19 protein-coding genes are annotated in these 17,955 nt (G+C 62.2%); 11 read left to right on the forward strand and 8 right to left on the reverse strand.

Features of this window, described 5'->3' with window-relative positions:
- Positions 1-14 precede the first annotated feature (14 nt).
- Positions 15-1,220 carry an enhanced intracellular survival protein Eis gene (locus AC2ETI_RS06695; protein ID WP_029537021.1) on the reverse strand — a complete coding sequence of 402 codons (1,206 nt, stop codon included), beginning with the start codon at positions 1,218-1,220 and terminating at the stop codon, positions 15-17.
- A gap of 133 nt (positions 1,221-1,353) precedes the next feature.
- Here AC2ETI_RS06695 and AC2ETI_RS06700 point away from each other — a divergent pair, with 133 nt between their 5' ends.
- Positions 1,354-2,574, forward strand: coding sequence for a fatty acid desaturase family protein (locus AC2ETI_RS06700; RefSeq protein WP_003939858.1), 1,221 nt, complete (start codon positions 1,354-1,356; stop codon positions 2,572-2,574).
- 4 nt (positions 2,575-2,578) lie between these two features.
- On the opposite strand, the gene AC2ETI_RS06705 is transcribed toward AC2ETI_RS06700, so the two are convergent.
- The 4 genes from AC2ETI_RS06705 to AC2ETI_RS06720 all read right to left on the reverse strand — a co-directional run bounded on the left by AC2ETI_RS06705 (position 2,579) and on the right by AC2ETI_RS06720 (position 5,689).
- Positions 2,579-3,247, reverse strand: a complete 669-nt coding sequence (locus AC2ETI_RS06705) for a methionine ABC transporter permease (protein ID WP_021345548.1) — start codon at positions 3,245-3,247, stop codon at positions 2,579-2,581.
- Complete coding sequence (locus AC2ETI_RS06710) at positions 3,244-4,245, reverse strand: methionine ABC transporter ATP-binding protein (protein WP_020970795.1); 1,002 nt, start codon at positions 4,243-4,245, stop codon at positions 3,244-3,246. Before AC2ETI_RS06710 ends, AC2ETI_RS06705 begins: the two co-directional genes overlap by 4 nt.
- A gap of 12 nt (positions 4,246-4,257) precedes the next feature.
- A complete protein-coding gene (locus tag AC2ETI_RS06715; protein WP_029256255.1) occupies positions 4,258-5,115 on the reverse strand; it encodes a MetQ/NlpA family ABC transporter substrate-binding protein in 858 nt (285 codons plus the stop codon).
- Positions 5,116-5,230: 115 nt separating this feature from the next.
- Entirely contained in the window at positions 5,231-5,689 is a 459-nt protein-coding gene (locus tag AC2ETI_RS06720; protein ID WP_019745302.1) for a nuclear transport factor 2 family protein, read from the reverse strand.
- A 130-nt stretch (positions 5,690-5,819) separates the two neighbouring features.
- On the opposite strand from AC2ETI_RS06720, the gene AC2ETI_RS06725 reads away from it, so the two are divergent.
- The 6 genes from AC2ETI_RS06725 to AC2ETI_RS06750 are packed head-to-tail and all read left to right on the forward strand — an operon-like array spanning position 5,820 to position 11,484.
- Positions 5,820-6,986 (forward strand): acyl-CoA dehydrogenase family protein, encoded by a 1,167-nt coding sequence (locus AC2ETI_RS06725; RefSeq protein WP_020970792.1) that lies wholly within the window; start codon positions 5,820-5,822, stop codon positions 6,984-6,986.
- Positions 6,983-7,930: a bifunctional MaoC family dehydratase N-terminal/OB-fold nucleic acid binding domain-containing protein gene (locus AC2ETI_RS06730; protein ID WP_483633692.1), complete on the forward strand. Its 948-nt coding sequence runs from the start codon at positions 6,983-6,985 to the stop codon at positions 7,928-7,930. Before AC2ETI_RS06725 ends, AC2ETI_RS06730 begins: the two co-directional genes overlap by 4 nt.
- The gene (locus tag AC2ETI_RS06735; protein WP_483633693.1) at positions 7,930-9,045 is read left to right on the forward strand and encodes an acyl-CoA dehydrogenase family protein; all 1,116 of its coding nucleotides are present in this window, start codon (positions 7,930-7,932) and stop codon (positions 9,043-9,045) included. The genes AC2ETI_RS06730 and AC2ETI_RS06735 overlap by 1 nt, the downstream gene beginning before the upstream one ends.
- Positions 9,042-9,470 (forward strand): MaoC family dehydratase, encoded by a 429-nt coding sequence (locus tag AC2ETI_RS06740; RefSeq protein WP_003940399.1) that lies wholly within the window; start codon positions 9,042-9,044, stop codon positions 9,468-9,470. The genes AC2ETI_RS06735 and AC2ETI_RS06740 overlap by 4 nt, the downstream gene beginning before the upstream one ends.
- Entirely contained in the window at positions 9,470-10,648 is a 1,179-nt protein-coding gene (locus AC2ETI_RS06745; protein WP_483633694.1) for a lipid-transfer protein, read from the forward strand. The genes AC2ETI_RS06740 and AC2ETI_RS06745 overlap by 1 nt, the downstream gene beginning before the upstream one ends.
- 14 nt (positions 10,649-10,662) lie before the next feature.
- Positions 10,663-11,484 (forward strand): MaoC/PaaZ C-terminal domain-containing protein, encoded by an 822-nt coding sequence (locus tag AC2ETI_RS06750; protein ID WP_483633695.1) that lies wholly within the window; start codon positions 10,663-10,665, stop codon positions 11,482-11,484.
- 110 nt (positions 11,485-11,594) lie between these two features.
- Here AC2ETI_RS06750 and AC2ETI_RS06755 read toward each other — a convergent pair whose 3' ends face one another.
- Positions 11,595-12,371 carry an SDR family oxidoreductase gene (locus AC2ETI_RS06755; protein WP_483633696.1) on the reverse strand — a complete coding sequence of 259 codons (777 nt, stop codon included), beginning with the start codon at positions 12,369-12,371 and terminating at the stop codon, positions 11,595-11,597.
- A 198-nt stretch (positions 12,372-12,569) separates the two neighbouring features.
- Between AC2ETI_RS06755 and AC2ETI_RS06760 the strand changes: the two genes are divergently transcribed.
- Positions 12,570-13,331, forward strand: a complete 762-nt coding sequence (locus AC2ETI_RS06760; protein ID WP_020909130.1) for an SDR family NAD(P)-dependent oxidoreductase — start codon at positions 12,570-12,572, stop codon at positions 13,329-13,331.
- A 15-nt stretch (positions 13,332-13,346) separates the two neighbouring features.
- Here the strand turns inward: AC2ETI_RS06760 and AC2ETI_RS06765 are convergent, their stop codons facing one another.
- Both AC2ETI_RS06765 and AC2ETI_RS06770 read right to left on the reverse strand, forming a co-directional pair.
- A complete protein-coding gene (locus tag AC2ETI_RS06765; protein ID WP_483633697.1) occupies positions 13,347-14,123 on the reverse strand; it encodes an SDR family NAD(P)-dependent oxidoreductase in 777 nt (258 codons plus the stop codon).
- Positions 14,120-14,758 carry a hypothetical protein gene (locus AC2ETI_RS06770; protein WP_021345538.1) on the reverse strand — a complete coding sequence of 213 codons (639 nt, stop codon included), beginning with the start codon at positions 14,756-14,758 and terminating at the stop codon, positions 14,120-14,122. Before AC2ETI_RS06770 ends, AC2ETI_RS06765 begins: the two co-directional genes overlap by 4 nt.
- A 188-nt stretch (positions 14,759-14,946) precedes the next feature.
- On the opposite strand from AC2ETI_RS06770, the gene AC2ETI_RS06775 reads away from it, so the two are divergent.
- The 3 genes from AC2ETI_RS06775 (at position 14,947) to AC2ETI_RS06785 (ending at position 17,954) form a co-directional block, all read left to right on the forward strand.
- Positions 14,947-15,846 (forward strand): LysR family transcriptional regulator, encoded by a 900-nt coding sequence (locus AC2ETI_RS06775; RefSeq protein ID WP_020970785.1) that lies wholly within the window; start codon positions 14,947-14,949, stop codon positions 15,844-15,846.
- A gap of 84 nt (positions 15,847-15,930) precedes the next feature.
- Complete coding sequence (locus tag AC2ETI_RS06780) at positions 15,931-16,962, forward strand: hypothetical protein (protein ID WP_134999033.1); 1,032 nt, start codon at positions 15,931-15,933, stop codon at positions 16,960-16,962.
- Between the two features lie 5 nt (positions 16,963-16,967).
- Positions 16,968-17,954 (forward strand): hypothetical protein, encoded by a 987-nt coding sequence (locus AC2ETI_RS06785; protein WP_483633698.1) that lies wholly within the window; start codon positions 16,968-16,970, stop codon positions 17,952-17,954.
- The last annotated feature ends 1 nt before the right edge of the window (position 17,955 follow it).

Below are 17,955 nucleotides of genomic sequence, written 5' to 3' on the forward strand. Positions count from 1 at the left end.
TGTCGGCAAGATCATCAGAATCCGTACCCGAGAATTGCGGGCTTCTCTGCGTTGAAAGCGAAGTCGAAATTCCGGATCTCCCGCGGATCGGACGCGTGGAGTCGGTGCGCCGCCGCGAAGGTCTTGGCTTGGTGCTCGCCCAGGTACAAGCTGCTCAGGACATCAGAGGGCATCGTGATCGCGGGCTCCGCGTCAGTGGCCGTACAGGTGGCCTTGCCACCCTTGACCTGAAGTGCAAAAGTTCCGCCGGCCTTCAGGAACGGATCTTCGACCTTGATGACGGTGTCCAGGTCAGCAGCATATTCGCGAGCCTCGAGAGCCGCGGGCACGTCCATGATGCGCAGCCACAGTCGATCGGAGCGCGTCGTCGTTCGGGCAAGGCGGTAGTCCGTCAGCATCAGCCGGAGTGGATCGGCAGGATGTTGGCGTGTCTCGATCCGGGTGACGAGGTCGAGGCCGCAGATCGTGCGCCACAGCGCCGCGTGCGCGTCTTCGGTGATCGTCACGAACTCGTCGATCCGGGCGATGCTGTCGCGGCCCTCGCTCGTGTGCCGGTAAGCGATGTATCCGTCCGCGTGTGTCAGAAAGAACAGTCCGGAGGCGCCGTCACGATCCTCGGACGGGTCGGCGAACATGTGGTCCCAGAGCGGTTGCGGACGCAATTGAGCGCCGGGTGTCAGCAGTCGCCAGCGGTCGTAGATCTCGGGTAGAAGCGTCGAGGCAGCTTTGACGTCGACGATCGACACGCCACCGTTGTCGGGCACCTCGGGGCGGAACCGCGCGAAGCGGCGATCGAGGGTGATGCCCTCGCTGAAGGTGGCCGGGCCGTATCCGAAGCGGTTGTAGATGCCGGCCTCGCTGGCCGTCAGGGCGGCAAGTGGTGCTCCGGTCGACTCGATGTGGGCGTGAAGTGCAGTGAACATCGAGCGTAGGACGCCACGGCGACGGTGAGTCGGTGCGACGGATACCCAGGTGATTCCGCGCGTGGGGAGTTGGCGTCCGCCGGGCACGGTGAATTCCATGTCGATTTCGATGGCCACGCCGACGGGTAGGTCACCGTCGACGGCGAGGATGATGTCCTCGGGCTTGTAGAGCGCCTTCGTCAGTTCGCTGACCGCGGGAGACGGGTGAAAACCGAACCCCACCGAGTCGAGTAGTTGGAGAGCCGGCCAGTCGCTCTCGGTAGCGGTGCGGATGGTGATCTTGTTTTCGGGGCTCACGTATATCGACTTTGGCATAGATTGCGTGAAGACGCACATGAATATCGGGGCTGACGTTTCCGCACCGGCTCCCAGGGGTACCGCCCGACGGACCAGTCCTGCGGCACGGAGAAAACCGATACGGAGAAACACTGTGGCGATCACCGACATCAAGGAATATGCCCATCTCACCGAGGAAGACGTCGAAGCGCTCGGGCGCGAGTTGGACGCCATTCGGCTCGACATCGAGGAGAAGCGCGGCGCGCACGATGCTCGATACATCCAGCGGACGATCGCGTTTCAACGCTCTCTGATGGTGGCCGGCCGCATCGTCTTGTTCGCCAGCAAGAAGAAGCCTGCCTGGATTCTGGGGACTGCGCTGCTGGGGGTCGGCAAGATCATCGAGAACATGGAACTCGGCCACAACATCATCCACGGTCAGTGGGACTGGATGAACGATCCCGAGATTCACTCGAGCAACTGGGAGTGGGACAACACCTGCCCGTCCTCGGGATGGAAGCACTCGCACAACTTCACTCATCACAAGTTCACCAACATCGTCGGCCTCGACAACGATGTCGGCTACGGCATCATGCGCGTCACGCGCGATCAGAAGTGGCACGCCGACTATCTCTTCCAACCGATCACGAATTTCGTGCTGGCGACCCTCTTCGAGTGGGGCGTCGCACTGCATCACCTCGAGACCGACAAGCTTCGCAAGGGCGAGGTGAAGTGGTCCGAGAAATCGGAGATGGCCAAGGACGTCGGAAAGAAGATCGCGCGTCAGGTGGCGAAGGATTACATCCTGTTCCCCGCCCTGACCGGCCCGGCGTGGAAGACCACGTTGACGGCCAACGCCGTTGCAAATCTCATCCGCAACTATTGGAGTTACGCCGTCATCTTCTGCGGGCACTTCCCCGACGGTGCCGAGAAGTTCACGCTCGAGGAATTCGAGAACGAATCCCGCGCTCAGTGGTACTTACGACAGATGCTGGGGTCCGCCAACTTTCATGCCGGCCCCGTCATGGCCTTCATGAGCGGCAACCTCTGCTACCAGATCGAGCATCACTGCTTCCCTGACCTGCCGAGCAATCGGTACTCGGAAATCGCGGTGCCGCTGCGGGACTTGTGTGACAAGTACGACCTCCCGTACACCACCGGGCCGCTGTGGAAGCAGTACGGATTGACGCTGAGGACCATCTGGAAGTTGTCGCTGCCCAACAGGTTTCTCTCCGCGTCCCAGGACGATGCTCCGGAGACGCACTCGGAGTTGAAGTTCCGCATCCGCGGCGGAATCAAGGAAGTCTTCGGCGTCGATCCGCAGACCGGTAAGCGGCGCGGCCTGCGAACTGCGATCGCGATGGTGTCGAGCTGATCGGTTACCGCTTGTGTGCCATCGAACGAACTACGAGATCGCCGGTCGACTGGATTGCTTGAACCAACACGATCAAGATCACGACAGCGACGAACAACACAGGGGTGTTGAATCGTTGGTAGCCGTACTTGATCGCGAAGTCGCCGAGACCGCCGGCGCCGATGGCGCCTGCCATGGCCGAGAAACCGATCAGCATCACCGCCGTCAGGGTTGCTCCGGCTACCAATCCCGGAACTGATTCGGGCAGTAGCACTTTGACGATGATGTCCTTGTCGGTGGCGCCCATGGATCGTGCTGCTTCGACGCGTCCGGAATCGACCTCACGCAGTGCGTTCTCGACGACGCGAGCGAAGAAGGGCACCGAGCCGATGGTCAGCGGGACGATCGCTGCCGTCGCCCCGAGCGCTGTTCCGACGATCGCCCGCGTCGCCGGGATGAGGAGGACCAACAAAATGACGAACGGCAGCGAACGGCCGATGTTCACCACGGTGCCCAGTACCGAATTGAGAACGCGGTTCGGACGGATTCCGTCGGGCGCGCTCGCGTGCAACAGAACGCCGAGGGCGATACCGATGATCACGGTGAGCACGAACGAGACGCCGACCATGTAGAGCGTGTCGAGTAGGGCTTCCCATGCTTCGCCCAGGGAATCCTGCCAGGACGTCTTGTTCATGAGAACGTCACCTTCACTCCGCGCTGCGAAAGATGTTCTTCGACAGACTTTCTTGTCTCTTCGTCGTTGGCGAGTCCGGTGTGCGAGGCGAACTCCACGCGAAGGCGGCCGACCTGATGGGCTCCGATGTCCTCGATACCGCCGGAGATCACGGTGACGTCGACATCGAGATCACGCGAGAGTTGGGAAATCACGGGCGAGGTCGACAGCGAATCGACAAAGGTGAGGAGTGCCGGAATTCCGGTCGGGGACGTTCGCACCGTTCCGGTCGGCAGTAGCGCCTCGCCGAGGGGTGAGTCCGGGTCCGCAACCAGTTCGGTGAGCGTTCCCTCGTCGACGATGCGTCCCTGGTCGATCAGGGCGGCGCGGTGACAGATCCGTCGAACCACGTTGAGCTCGTGGGTGATCAGAACGATGGTCACACCCAGACGTCGATTGAGGTCGGCGAGCAGGTCGAGGATCGAATCGGTCGTATCCGAGTCGAGGGCGCTCGTGGCTTCGTCGCACAGGAGGACATCGGGAGAAGCCGCCAAGGCCCTCGCGATCCCGACCCGTTGTTTCTGTCCGCCGGACAGTTGCGAAGGGAAGGCGTCACGTCGGTCTTCCAGGCCGACCAACTCGATCAGCTCGTCGACGCGGGCACGGCGATCTGCCCGCGAGTACCCCGCCACTTCGAGAGGAAAGGCGATGTTGGCGGCGACCGAGCGGGAGTGCAGCAGGTTGAAATGCTGGAACACGACACCGATCCGCTTGCGTGCATCGCGCAACTGCGCCGGGCTCAACGCGGTCAGATCGGTGTCACCCAACAGAATCCGGCCACTGGTCGGGCGTTCGAGCAGGTTGAGGCAGCGCAGCAGAGTCGATTTACCGGCGCCGCTCTTGCCGATGATGCCGAAGATCTCGCCGTCTTCGATTTTCAGGGACACGGAATCGAGTGCATGCAGAACTTTTGTGCCGCTGCCGTATTCCTTGGAGACCGATTCGATCGAGAAGACCATGACGGGTCTCGATCAGGTAGCGCTGGCCGGAATGACCGAGCCCTGGTAGGTCTGCTCGATGAACGTCGCGACGTCGGTGGACGTCAATGCCTCGGCCAACTTCTGCACTCGCGCATCGTTTTCGAGGGAGGTGCGAACCGTCAGGACGTTGGCGTACGGGTTGCCCTCGGCCTTCTCGAGCACCAGTGCGTCCTTGGCGGGATTGAGGCCGCCTTCGATTGCGTAGTTGCCGTTGATGATTGCGAGATCGACATTTCCGTCGTCGAGAGTGCGCGGAAGCTGCGGGGGATCGACCTGGGTGAACGTGAGTCCCTTGGGGTTGTCGATGATGTTCTTCTCGCTGATCTGCGTGATGTCGGTGCCGGGGGCGCCCAACTGCTGATCGAGCTTGATCAAACCGGCCTGCTGCAGCAGGTACAGCCCACGGGCGAAGTTCGTCACGTTGTTGGACAAAGCGACCGTTGCGCCCTGGCGCAGGTCGGCCAGGTTGGTGACCTTCTTGGAATATGCACCGAGGGGCTCGACGTGGACCTTCGCGACGGCGACCAGGTCGTCGACACCCTTTTCCTTCGACCACGATTCCTGGTACGGCACGTGCTGGAAGAAGTTGGCGTCGGTGTCGCCCGCTTCGAGCACCTCGTTGGCGTCGAGGTCGCCGGTGATCTCGCTGACCTCGATCTTGGTGTCGCCGAGCAGGCCCTTTTCTTCGACGAACTTCAAGATCTCGGCGTGCGGAACCGAAGAAGCGACGATGCGAAGGGGCGCGTTCTCATCGGAAGAGTTGTCGCTCGAGCACGCTGCGACGGTTCCGACTGCGACGGCGGCCACTGCGAAGGCAGCGAGGAATCTTCTGGTGCGCGAGCGTGACATGTGAATCTCCAAGACATAGCCGAACGTCACGCCGAGATGGCGTGACAGTTGCTGAACGCTAGCCCGGTAAACCTCCCGTGAGGAGATACAGAATCACCGCGATTTTTTCCTGTACCTATTGTCCGAGCAGGATGACCGGAACGTCCTCGGCAAAATCGACTACCAATTCGCGACGCGAGAACAACCAGGTGCCGTCGACCTTTTCGAAGCTGTCCTGATAACGAATCTCGATCCGGTTGTCCCGGTGGCCCTCGCCCCGCGGATAGATGTGGTGCGCGGAGCAGTAGGCCTCACCGTGCGCGGTGGTGGGGCTGTCGAGGTCGAGGATCTGCTGCTCGACAATGTGCCGGGTCGAGTGCAGATGTGAGACGGCATCGACCACCGAACTACTGACGACGGTGTTCCCACGTATCTCCGTCGGCGCATCCGTTCCGTTCAATGCCGGCGGCAAGACGAATGCCACGTCGTCAGTGAAGAGAGCCGCAAGCGCGGTGGTGTTTCGGCGGTCGACGGCCTGTGCATACCTGGCGGCCAAGTCGGTGAGAGCGACGCGATCCGAGGAGTCCATGCGCATATCTCACCCTATGTGACGCCGCTCATGTTTCGGCTTCCCGCTCAACGAGACATTCACAGCGCCCACCTGGGCATCTGGTTAGCGTCCAGACCAAGAGTTGCCAGCCATGAATGCCATAGGAGAAACAGCGATGGATCTGAGGGAATCGCCCGAGCAGCAGGAGCTCCGCAAGGAGTTGCGCGCGTACTTCGCGGCGCTGCTGCCGGAAGAGAAGCGTCGCGCGGCCGGCGAGCAAGGTGTGGGCGGCGAGTACTTCCGCGAGATCGTGAAGTTGCTGGGTAAGGACGGCTGGCTCGGCATCGGCTGGCCCAAGGAATTCGGTGGCCAGGGACGCTCCATCGAAGAGCAATTCGTGTTCTTCGACGAGGTTCAGCGCGCGGGTCTGCCGTTCCCTTTCGTGACGGTCAATACCGTCGGACCGACGTTGATGAAGTACGGCACCGAAGAGCAGAAGGAACGATTCCTGCCCGGCATTCTTGCCGGCGACATCGTCTTCGCCATCGGCTACACCGAGCCCGAGGCCGGCACCGACCTCGCATCACTCAAGACTCGTGCGGTTCTCGACGGTGACGAGTGGATCGTCGACGGCAACAAGATCTTCACCAGTGGCGCAAACACTGCCGACTACGTGTGGCTGGCCTGCCGCACCGACGCGGACGCCCCCAAGCACAAGGGCATCTCGATCCTGATCGTCCCCACGGAGGACGCAGGCTTCGAGTGGTCACCGATCAACACCGTCGGCGGTTTGATGGTGACGTCGACGTACTACTCCGGCATTCGTGTTCCGTCGAAGGACGTTGTCGGCGAGGTCAACGGCGGCTGGCAGCTCATCACGGCTCAGCTCAATCACGAGCGAATCGGCTTGGCGGCCATCGGTGGTCGCACTTACGGTCTGTGGAACCTGGTTCTGGACTGGGCCAAGGAAAACGGTGCCATCAACATCCCGTGGGTGCAGCAGGACTTCGCTCGTACACACGCCAAGCTCGAGGCCATGCGCCTGCTGAACTGGAAGATGACGGCAGCCGTCGCACAGGACACGCTCTCCGGAGCCGACGCCGGCGCTACCAAGACGTACGGGACCGAGACTCACGTCGACGTCTACCGCACCCTGCTCGGAATTCTCGGCTCCGCCGGACGCATCCGCCCCGAGTCTCCGGGCGCTTTGCTTGCCGGTCAGATCGAGCAGATCTCGCGTCAGGGTGTCGTGAACACCTTCGGCGGCGGCGTCAACGAGGTTCTGCGTGACATGGTCGGCACCATCGGCTTGGGACTCGTTCGCGAAAAGAGGGTCAAGTGAGCGACAATTCGGCGCAACTCGACGCTTTTGTCGGCCAGACGCTTGTTCCCACAACCTGGGGGCCAGACGAGGTCAACATCCCCATGATCCGGCATTGGGCCGAGACCATGGGCGATACCAACCCCGTTTACCTCGACGACGACGCTGCCCGCGCCACCGGCCGTGACGGCGTCGTCGCTCCCGCTCAGATGCTCCAGGTCTGGATCATGCGGACGTTCACCGACAAGATGGCGGGCAACGACCCGTCGCAGGTGTGGACCGATCTGATCGCCACCCTCGACGCAGCCGGCTACAGCTCCGTCGTGGCCACCGATTCCGATCAGGAGTTCTTCGCCGAACTGTGCCCAGGCGATCGCGTGAACTACACCGAGGTCATCGAGTCGATTTCCCCGGAAAAGAAGACCGGCCTCGGCGTCGGACACTTCGTGACGACGCTCAAGACGTACCGCAACGGCGACGACGAAGTTGTCGGCACGCAGCGGTGGCGGACACTGCGGTTCAAGCCGCAGGAAGCCAAGGCTCCGGAGGCTCCGCGCGCATTGCGTCCGCGTCCGGCTCTCAACGCGGACAATGCTTTCTGGTTCGAAGCGGCCAAAGAGCACCGTCTGGTGATCCAACGCTGCACGTCCTGCAAGACGTTGCGTCATCCCACCGGCCCGATGTGCGGGGAGTGCCAGTCACTCGAGTGGGACACGATCGACGCGTCGGGGCGGGGCACGGTGTACAGCTTCGTGGTCAATCATCACCCCAAGATCGACGCGTTCGACTACCCGCTCATCGTTGCGGTAATCGAACTCGAAGAGGGAACCCGATTGATCGCCAACATGGTGGGTATCGCGCCCGAAGATGTCGTGGTCGACATGCCCGTGGAACTTGACTGGATCGACGCCGACCCGGATCTGACGCTTCCCGCGTTCCGGCCGGCCGTACGCGAGGAGCACTGATGGACTTCAATTTCAGCGAAGAGCAGGACGCGATTCGCTCACTGGCCGACGAGGTCTTCACCAGCAAGGCAACGATCGAGCGCACCAAGGAGATCGAACTCTCCGCCGAGCGCGTCGACCGTGAACTGTGGCGCGAACTCGCGACCACCGGCCTGCTCGGTATCGCCCTGCCCGAGGAGTTCGGCGGCGGCGGACTCGGCTTGTCCGAGCTGTACGCACTGCTGGAGGAGCAGGGCCGTCACGTTGCCGCCGTGCCGATCTGGGAAACGACCCTTGCGGCATTGGCTGTCAATGAATTCGGCTCCGATTCCCTTCGTGCCGAGCTCCTTCCGAGTGTTGCCGACGGCAGTCGATTCCTGACAGTCGGTCTCGAAGAGTTCGGTCCGTACACGGGCGGCGACCCACTGACCACGGCCGAGCAGGATGCCGACGGCAACTGGACCGTGACGGGTGAGAAGGCAGTAGTGCCGATGACTCACGTCGCGAACCTTGCTCTCGTTTCGGCAACCGCTTCCACCGGTACGGCACTGCTGCTTGTGGACCTGAATGCCGAAGGAGTGACGCTCGAACAGACGCAGTCCACCAACTGGGAGATCTGTGCCAACGTCACCTTTGCCGGTGCCCCCGCGCAGCTGATCGGTGCGGCTGACGGCACCACGGTTCCGTGGCTGATCGACCGAGTTGAGCTGGCATTGGCCGCAATTCAATGGGGTGTCGGCTCGGGTGCAGTCGCGCAGGCTGTCACGTACCTGAACGGCCGCAAGCAGTTCGGCCGTCCGCTGGCGACCTTCCAGGCCGTCAATCATCAACTCGCTGACTGCTACATCGATCTCGAAGCGATGAGGGTGACACTGTGGCAGGCCGCCTGGCGTATCTCCGAGGGATTGGATCTCGGCACCTCGGTACTGGTCGCCAAGTGGTGGGCAACCGACGGCGGACAGCGCGTCGTGCATCGCACCACGCATGTCCACGGCGGTATGGGCGTCGACACCGACTACCCGGTTCACCGTCACCTCTTGTGGGGCAAGCAGATTGCTGCCACCCTCGGCGGCTCCAGCTCCGATCTCGCGCGTCTGGGTGCGCAGCTCGCATCCGGTGTGGAGGTGCTCGCATGACCGTTCTTGCCGGTCGTAGTTACGCAGACGTCGTTGTCGGAGAGGCATTGCCCGAGTTGGCGATCCCGTTGACCCGTACGTTGATCGTCGCCACCGCAATCGCCACCCGCGATTTCCAGGACGTGCACCACGATCCGAGCCTGGCCCAGGAGCGCGGCTCCAAGGATGTCTTCATGAACATCCTCACGAGCAACGGTCTTGTCGGTCGATACGTCACGGACTGGGCCGGATCTGCATCGACCCTGCGCCGCATCGCCATTCGTCTCGGGGCGCCCAACTACCCGGGTGACACCATGACGATGACCGGTGAGGTCGTGTCCAAGGAAGATGGAGTGGTCGTGGTCAAGGTGCAGGGTGCAAACAGCCTCGGCAATCATGCATCCGGTACCGTCGCAGTCGCTTTCAAGGAAGAGGAGAGGCCCTGATGGCGATCAGCCCACTCTCGGGAACCGCCGCCATCGTCGGCATCGGATCCACCGAGTTCTCCAAGAACTCCGGCCGCACCGAACTGCAGTTGGCGTGTGAGGCCATCGTCGCGGCACTCGCTGACGCCGGTATCGACCCGTCCGAGGTCGACGGTCTGTCCACCTACACGTCGGAGACGAACGGCGAAGCCATTGTGGCTCGCAACTGTGGCCTCGGCGAGCTGAAGTTCTTCTCGCGCATTCACTACGGCGGCGGCGCCGCGTGTGCCACCGTGCAGCAGGCGGCCATGGCCGTTGCGACGGGTGTTGCCGACGTCGTGGTTTGTTACCGCGCCTTCAACGAGCGCTCCGGTGTGCGCTACGGCCTTGGGCAGCACGATCGACCCATGGACAGCACCGCGGATCGCGCGGCATATGCGTGGATGACTCCGCAGGGATTGTCGACTCCCGCTCAGTGGGTCGCCATGTTCGCCCGCCGCTACATGCACCAGTACGGTGCGACGAGTGAGGACTTCGGACGAGTTGCAGTGGTGGCGCGCAAGCATGCCGCCAACAACCCGGCTGCCTGGTTCTACGAGCGTCCGATCACACTCGAGGACCATCAGAACTCGCGCTGGATCGCCGAGCCTCTGCACCTGCTCGACTGCTGCCAGGAAACCGACGGCGGCCAGGCATTGGTCATCGTCTCTGCCGAGCGTGCAAAGGATCTGGCCAACAAGCCCGTCATCATCAAGGGCGCCGCTCAGGGCAGTAGCAGGGATCAGCACATGATGACCAGCTACTACCGTCCTGACATCTCGGGTATCCCGGAGATGGGCCTGGTTGCTCGTCAGTTGTACGGCCAGAGCGGCCTGACCCCTGATGACATCAACGCCGCGATTCTGTACGACCACTTCACCCCGTTGGTGCTTCCGCAGCTCGAAGAACTGGGCTTCTGCAAGCCAGGCGAAGCCAAGGACTTCATTCGCGAAGGCAACCTCGAGATCGGTGGACGCTTGCCGTCCAACACTCACGGTGGTCAGGTCGGCGAGGCATACCTGCACGGCGTCAACGGAATTGCCGAAGGTGTGCGACTGGTCCGAGGAACGTCGACCAATCAGCCCGATGGCGTCGAAAACGTCTTGGTCACAGCCGGAACGGCAGTGCCCACCAGCGGTCTCGTTCTAGGCGCTGTTTAAGAGAGGAAATGACAGTGACAACTTCGGAAGCTGCGAAGACCGCCGGCGATTGGCGCGGAGCCGATCTCGGCACCCGCACCGTGGCGTACACCGAGCGCGACGCGATCTTGTACGCACTCGCCGTGGGCGCCAAGTCAACCGAGCTGGACCTCGTCTTCGAGGATCAGCTTCGGGTACTGCCGACTTTTGCTCTGACGCTGGCACAGTGGGCTCCCGACGCTCTGGGCTCGGCGGGCGCCTTCGACACCTCGACGGCACTGCACGGCTCGCAAGAGTTGAAAGTGCTTGCTCCGCTTCCGCGTAGCGGTGAGGTGACGTTGAAGGCTTCGGTCGGCGAGGTGTGGGACAAGGGCGCAGCAGCGGTGTTCGAAGTAAAGGTGGAATGCGAGTACTTCGTCGCGACCTGGTCACTTTTTGCTCCCGGTGCCGGTGGATTCGGCGGAGAACGTGGACCCTCACGTCCGGCGGAGCCGACCGGTGAGCCTTCGCTGACCGGTGTGCTGACCACAGCGAAGAACCAGACGGCGATGTACCGGCTCCTGGGCGACAAACACCACATCCACATCGATCCCGAGGCTGCGGCGCGGATCAACCAGCCGCGTCCGATCATGCACGGGCTGTGCACGTTGGCCGCCAGCACACTCGAGCTTGCTCGGGTCGCCGGAGTGCATCCGGCTGATCTTGTCAGTCTCGAGGGCCGATTCGCTGCGGCGATCCATCCGGGTGAGTCGCCGTCCATCGTTGCGTGGGGAACTCCCGACGACTTGGCTTTCCAGGTCACCAAGGGTGATCAGGTAGCGATTTCCGGTGCACGAGTGAGCTTCTCCGCTCACTAGTCCCTCCAGACTCAACTGCGGGGTGCTTGACCCCTTGTCGCGCCCCGCAGTTGTTTGCACGAAGAAGCAGCCCCTGAGCGATTCGCTCAGGGGCTGCTCTGTGCTTGTGTTTAGTGCTGATGGGTCGCCATGTAGCGAGCCGGGTACTCACCGCCGCCGTGAACGGCGATGTCGGCGCCGTTGACGTACGAGGAGAGTGGGCTCGCCAGGAACAGGCAGGAGTTTGCGATATCGGCCGGGACGGCCATGCGCTCCATCGGAATGGTCCTGGTGACCGCCGCGCCGCCGTCGGCGCCGTAGACCTCGGCGGCAGCCTCGGTACGGATCAGGCCGGTGGTGATGTGGTTGATCCGGACCTTCGGCGCCCATTCGAGGGCCAATGCCTTGGTCAGAACGAGGAGGCCGGCCTTGGCTGCGCTGTACGCCGCGGTTCCGGGCTGCGGATCGATTGCCGAGACACTGCCGATGTTGATGATGGCACCGCCGTCGTCCTGAGTCTGCATCACTGCGTTGGCGGCCTGGGCAACGTTGAAGGGTGCCAACAGGTTCAGGGCCACGATCTTCTCGACGAAGCGGGGTGACACCGTCGCAGCATCGGCATCGGGGGAGCCGCCGGCGTTGTTGACCAGGACGTCCAGACGGCCGAAGCGCTCGACGGCATCCTGGACGAGGGCTGCGGCGTCGGCGGGATCGCGGACGTCCGTGGCGCGAAAGGCTGCGCTACGGCCGTCGGCGGTGGGTAGGTTTTCGGGCTCGTTACGGCCACAGACCAGCACGTTCGCACCCGCGGCGAGGAAGGTTTCGGCGATGACGTAGCCGATGCCTTTGGTGCCGCCGGTGACGATCACCGAGCGTCCGCTGAAATCGACGGGGTTGGGCAGTGTCACGGTGGAGCCTTCCTGGTGCGGTGCCGAGCTGAATTGCCGCCCAATGTGATTGACGCGACGTGGTCGCACACCTTAGGGTCAAGCAAGTGCTTGGTTGTTTTGTAGGTCGAGTGTAGACGACAAACGGCGGCAGTCACCAGAATCGACCGGTCCTTCCCGCAATGGGACCTCTGCGTCGACAGACATTGGAGTAGTCACATGGGCAAGCTCGAAGGCAAAGTTGCACTCATCACGGGTGCGGGTCAGGGAATCGGGCAGGGGATTGCCCTGGCCTTGGCCAAAGAGGGCGCCGTGATCGCCGTTGCCGGTCGCACCGAATCCAAGTTGCACACCACCTGCGGACTACTCGCTGACATCGGTGCGCGCGGTGAGGCCGTGGTTTGTGACGTCAGCAAGAAGGACGACATCACGGCAGCCGTGGACCGTACCGTCGAACTGTTCGGCGGAATCGACATCCTGGTCAACAACGCCAACGACTGCAAGCCCGGCCCGCTCTTGAGCGTGCTGGACGAAGACTTCGAGCGTTCTTTCGCGACGGGCCCACTCGCCACCCTGCGCATGATGCAGGCGTCGTACCCGCACATGAACAGTCGTGGGGGCGGCGTCATCATCAACATGGTCACCTCGGCAGCCGTGCGCTGGGATGCCAGTAACTACGGCGCTTACGGTTCCATCAAGGAAGGCATGCGCTCGTTGACCCGCGCTGCCGCCTGCGAATGGGGCAAGGACAACATTCGAGTTCTCAACGTCGCCCCGCACGCCAAGACCCCCGCGTTGCAGTGGTGGATGGACAAGAATCCGGAAGAGGCGGCGGCTTTTGTCGCGGGTATCCCGCTGGGACGCGTCGGAGATCCCGAGACCGACATCGGTCGTGCCGTCGTCTTCCTCGTCAGTGAAGACGCCGGTTACCTGACGGGTGCCACGATCCCGCTCGACGGCGGTCAGTCGCGCTGGGGCTGACCGCCATCGACCCGATCAGGTCATCACGGCGCCGCCGTCGACGGCAATCGTCTGCCCGGTGACGTTGCGAGCCTTGTCGCTGAGCAAAAACGCGACCATCTCGGCGATGTCTCCGGGCGTCTGGGCTCGACCCATCGGAACCATTTGGGCAACAAAAGAATCGAAGACATCAGCATCGGAAACGCCCGCTAGTGCAGGATCGCGCCGACGCAGTTCCTTGATGGTTCGCAGCCACATGTCGGTGAGGATCAGTCCGGGCATGACCGTGTTCGAACGGAGCCCTCGAGTCGCGCCGATCCGGGCGACGCTGTGACTCATCTCGATCACGGCGGCCTTCGACGGTCCGTAGTGCGCGAGCATGTCACCGCCCAAGCGGGCACCGATCGACGCAATGTTGACGATCGCTGCCGGACCTTCGGTTCTACTGACGAATTCGCGGCACATCAGGAAGCTGCCCTTGGTGTTCACTGCAAAGGTGTTGTCCCACTGGTCTTCGGTGATCTCGAGGAACGGCGTGAAGACGCCGATGCCGGCACCGTTGACGAGCGCAGTCGGACTTCCGACCGACGCAGCCACGTCGAACGCGTTCTTGACGTCGCCTTCACGTCGAACGTCGCATCGTGCCGTGTGGACTGCTACGCCAAGGCTTTCCAGGCGTGCTGCGGTGTCGGCGAGTGCAGCCTCTTCGATGTCGAGTAGTAGCAGGGTGCCGAAGTCCTCGGCAAGCCGCTCGGCAATAGCGGCGCCTAACCCGGCCGCTGCGCCCGTGACAATGGCTACGGGCGCGCTCACGGCAGGTGCGTTTCGAGCAGTGGGGCAAGCAGTTCGGCTGCGCGCGCTGCCGTGATGACCTCGCTCGGATCCACCTTGGTGACGACTTTCGAAGCAGAATCTTCGTAGACGTGCTCACCGATGAGTCGACCCTGCTCGTCGTACGGCCAGACGAATGCCAAGGTCCGACGCACGAGATACCAACCGTCGGAGTCGATGCCCGACGACTGTTCAGGGGCTGCGGACGTGGATCCGCCCGATTCGTGCACCGCGCCGAACACCCCGTCTCCGAGGATCGATCCAGGAACGAATTGACTGAAGAGTGTCTCACCCGAGAACCCGCTGTCCGATACCGCGAAGTCGGACTTCCCGGTCCACATGACAAGGGTGTCCGTCTCGGCGAGTGACTGGTAGAAGTTGGTGACGGCGTCCATGCCGTCGAGGACAATCGACTGACCGTCTTCGAACAACCGGTAGACGGGTTCTTCGACGGTCATGTCCGGCGAGAGGATTTCCTTGTAGCGACCGGAGACCTCGAGCAAGGCGTGGCGTCGGTAGTTACGGAGGATCTTCTGGTGCCGCGGATTGTCGATGGTTTCCAATTGCTTTTCGACGCCATCCATCATGTGGACGAATTCGTGCTCGTACTTGCTCATCACATCTCCTGGTTTCGCGGATTCGGCGGGCTGTCCGGATCTGCGACAACTGTGACCTGGCGAGGCATTCGCTGTACATGTAGATCTTCGTTCGAGAATTGCCAGTTTGCTTAACTCCGCTGTTCAGATACCGTGATGGTCGTCACTTTAAGTCGAGCGGCGGGCCTAAAACAACCGAATGGACGGTAATGAAGAAGGCGAGAAGAGGCGAAGATCTGAATCTGCGTTTGGTGTCCTCGTTGCTCGTCGTCGTGGCGGAAGGGCACTTCGGGCGAGCGGCAGACCGGCTGTTCGTCACCGCGCCCGCCCTCAGTCAACAGATTCGTCGACTCGAGGAGCAGGTGGGAGTCGAGTTGGTCGATCGCAGTTCGCATCCGGTGGTGCTCACCGCCGCGGGTGAGGTGTTCGTCGCGGATGCGCGGCCCGCTCTCGAGTTTGCCGTTCGCGCGATGAACGGTCTCGACGCACTCGAGCGTCGGCGGGCCAGGCGGTTGCGGATCGGATTCATCAACGGGGCTGCCGGGAGTTTGGGGCGTGCGGTGATCGATTCGTTGCATGCGGAGGTGGAGCTCGTCCAGTTGGATTGGTCCCAACAGGTTTCGGCGGTGGCGAGCGCGACCGTCGACGCGGCATTCGTGCGACCGCCACTGCCGGTGCTCGACGGTGTGGTGCTCGAACGGATAGGCGTCGAACCGCGGGTGGTGGCTCTGCCTCGAGGGCACCAACTGGCGGGTCGCGCGAGCATCGAAATTTCTGAAATAGATGGGACTGTGCAGGTTTCGAGTGACGGCGCACCACCCGAATGGGTGAAATGGTGGTCGGTGGACCCGCGCCCGAGTGGTGTACCCGTCCGGTACGGTCCCTCGGTCCGCACGATGGACGAAGCGCTCGAGGTTGTCGCCAACGGTCGGGCGGTGGTGATAACGGCAGCAACCATTGCCGAGTACTACACCCGCTCGGATATCAGTTTCGTGCGCATTTCCGACATCGAGCAGTGTTCGATCGATCTGTGTACCCGCGAGGGCGACAGCAGTCCGGCAGTGATCGAGCTACGCAAAGCTGTTTCAGCCCTCGGTGCCGCCAGGTGATTGCCGTGTCCTGATGTGATGCGCATGTACTCGGATGAAATACGCATTCTTGCCGTCTTCGTTTTAGTCAGTTAGACTAAAACCATGAAAACGATCAGCACGGCACTTGAAATCGTCGAGGCGGCACGAGTTTCGGCCGATGTGTTCGGGGGAGACTCCAGCGATCTCGACACCCGTCGCGCTGCAAAGCGTCGTTTTCATCGGCTCGCCTCCGCCATCCATCCGGACCGGGCGAAGCCCGAAGATCGGGTGCGATACTCGGCCGCAACATCTCGGTTGAACGAGCTTTACCGCAGTTGGGCAGCGGAGTTCGAACCGGCAGATTCTCGACCCGTTTATGTCGGCGAGCGGGGCGAGTACACGTTGGGTGGACTGGTAGCGCGCGGCTCGGTCGCTAACCTGTACCGGTCCGATGCCGGTGTCGTACTGAAGATTCCGCGAAACCCTCGGGCGAACTCGATGATCGAGGCCGAACGGAATGTGTTGACGGACATCGAGAATTCGTGCGAAGCCGGTTGGGCAGTCTCGTACTTCCCGCGATTGATCGATCGAATCACCCATGTGGGCAGCGGCACGAGACGTCAGATCGATGTGTTGGACGATCTGACCGAAGGTTTTGTGAGTCTCGCCGACGTCCGTGAGGCGTATCCAGGTGGCCTCGATCCACGGGACTGGGCGTGGATGCACCGACGGCTACTTCGGGCTCTGGCAGCAGCGCATGCGACTGGTTGGGTGCACACCGCGATTACCGCGGAGAACGTGCTGATTGAGCCTGATCGGCACGGGGTGGTGCTGGCCGGCTGGTCCTTTGCCACCCGTACGGGCAGCCGCCCGGTGGCGACGATCGGTTCCGATCGTGATTCGTACCCACCGGAACTCGGCGAAGGAGCGTCTCCGGCCTGGGACGTCTACATGGCTCATCATTTGATGCTCCGAATGCTGGGCGAGCAGACCCACGAACGGATGAAGGCGTTTGCCGACGGCTGCATGCAGGACAACCCGAGATTGCGTCCCGACGCGGTCGACCTACTTGGCGAGTTCGACGAACTCCTCGATCTTCTCTATGGCCAGCGGACATTTCGTCCGTTCGCCGTTCCATCCACGAAAGGACAGTGATTGTCATGGGCTACGGATACTGGGACGACAACACCTATCTGGCGGGCAAGACTTTTCGTGCCGCACGCGGTGTCGACGATTTCGGTTACACCGATTCGCTTCGGTCGCGTCCGCGAAGCAGTTGGAAAGCGGACCCGACCCTCGACCCCTTCGGCGTCGACAAGCGTGAATGCCGAGACTCGGACGGGCACCCCGATTCTCTCCCGATAGCAGTGCTTTTCGATGTCACCGGCTCGATGGGCGCCGTTCCTCGAATCATGCAGGACAAGCTCGGAAAGCTGCACGGGCTGCTGCAACGCAAGGGATATGCGGATGATCCGCAGATCCTGTTCGGTGGTGTCGGCGACGCCGATTCCGATCAGGTGCCACTACAAGTCGGCCAGTTCGAGTCGGGAAACGCGATGGACGAGCAGCTTCGGACCATCTTCCTCGAGGGCAACGGTGGTGGTCAGAAGTCGGAAAGCTATGAATTGGCAGCATATTTCATGGCACGTCACACCAGTACGGATGCCTGGGAGAAGCGCGGAAGGAAAGGCTACCTCTTCATCATCGGCGACGAGCTGAACAAGCCGCGGCTCTCGGCTCGTCACATCCGTTCGGTGATCGGGGACAAGGTACGTCAGGACGTGTCGGTGCCGTCGATCTACCGTGAACTCGAGGAAAGATGGAACGTCTACTTCGTTCTGCCGGATCAGTCGTCGTACTTCAACGATCCGGAAATCGCGGATCACTGGAAGACGTTGCTCGGTGAACGCTTCGTCAAACTCGACGATCCCGCCGCGGTGTGCGAACTGATCGCGCTGACGGTCGGAATCGGCGAGGACCGCATCGACCTGCGTGACGGACTGGCGGATCTCCGCGCCATCGGTTCAAGAGCTGAAGCCGAGACTGTCGGCAAGGCTCTCGCCCTGATTCCAGGGCGCAGCACCGCGACGGTGGCCGGGTTGCCCCGCGATCTCGGAACTGGCACGGACGATGTCGATTTCGCCTAGA

This window comes from Rhodococcus sp. MurmanLake-1, assembly GCF_056945715.1.

What these genes read in the sequence shown, in the direction of transcription:
- AC2ETI_RS06705 (WP_021345548.1), bottom strand. Translation starts at nt 3,247, where the DNA reads ATGAACAAGACGTCCTGGCAGGATTCCCTGGGCGAAGCATGGGAAGCC.
- AC2ETI_RS06710 (WP_020970795.1), bottom strand. Translation starts at nt 4,245, where the DNA reads ATGGTCTTCTCGATCGAATCGGTCTCCAAGGAATACGGCAGCGGCACA.
- AC2ETI_RS06715 (WP_029256255.1), bottom strand. Translation starts at nt 5,115, where the DNA reads ATGTCACGCTCGCGCACCAGAAGATTCCTCGCTGCCTTCGCAGTGGCC.
- AC2ETI_RS06720 (WP_019745302.1), bottom strand. Translation starts at nt 5,689, where the DNA reads ATGCGCATGGACTCCTCGGATCGCGTCGCTCTCACCGACTTGGCCGCC.
- AC2ETI_RS06725 (WP_020970792.1), top strand. Translation starts at nt 5,820, where the DNA reads ATGGATCTGAGGGAATCGCCCGAGCAGCAGGAGCTCCGCAAGGAGTTG.
- AC2ETI_RS06735 (WP_483633693.1), top strand. Translation starts at nt 7,930, where the DNA reads ATGGACTTCAATTTCAGCGAAGAGCAGGACGCGATTCGCTCACTGGCC.
- AC2ETI_RS06740 (WP_003940399.1), top strand. Translation starts at nt 9,042, where the DNA reads ATGACCGTTCTTGCCGGTCGTAGTTACGCAGACGTCGTTGTCGGAGAG.
- AC2ETI_RS06745 (WP_483633694.1), top strand. Translation starts at nt 9,470, where the DNA reads ATGGCGATCAGCCCACTCTCGGGAACCGCCGCCATCGTCGGCATCGGA.
- AC2ETI_RS06760 (WP_020909130.1), top strand. Translation starts at nt 12,570, where the DNA reads ATGGGCAAGCTCGAAGGCAAAGTTGCACTCATCACGGGTGCGGGTCAG.
- AC2ETI_RS06770 (WP_021345538.1), bottom strand. Translation starts at nt 14,758, where the DNA reads ATGAGCAAGTACGAGCACGAATTCGTCCACATGATGGATGGCGTCGAA.
- AC2ETI_RS06775 (WP_020970785.1), top strand. Translation starts at nt 14,947, where the DNA reads ATGAAGAAGGCGAGAAGAGGCGAAGATCTGAATCTGCGTTTGGTGTCC.
- AC2ETI_RS06780 (WP_134999033.1), top strand. Translation starts at nt 15,931, where the DNA reads ATGAAAACGATCAGCACGGCACTTGAAATCGTCGAGGCGGCACGAGTT.
- AC2ETI_RS06785 (WP_483633698.1), top strand. Translation starts at nt 16,968, where the DNA reads ATGGGCTACGGATACTGGGACGACAACACCTATCTGGCGGGCAAGACT.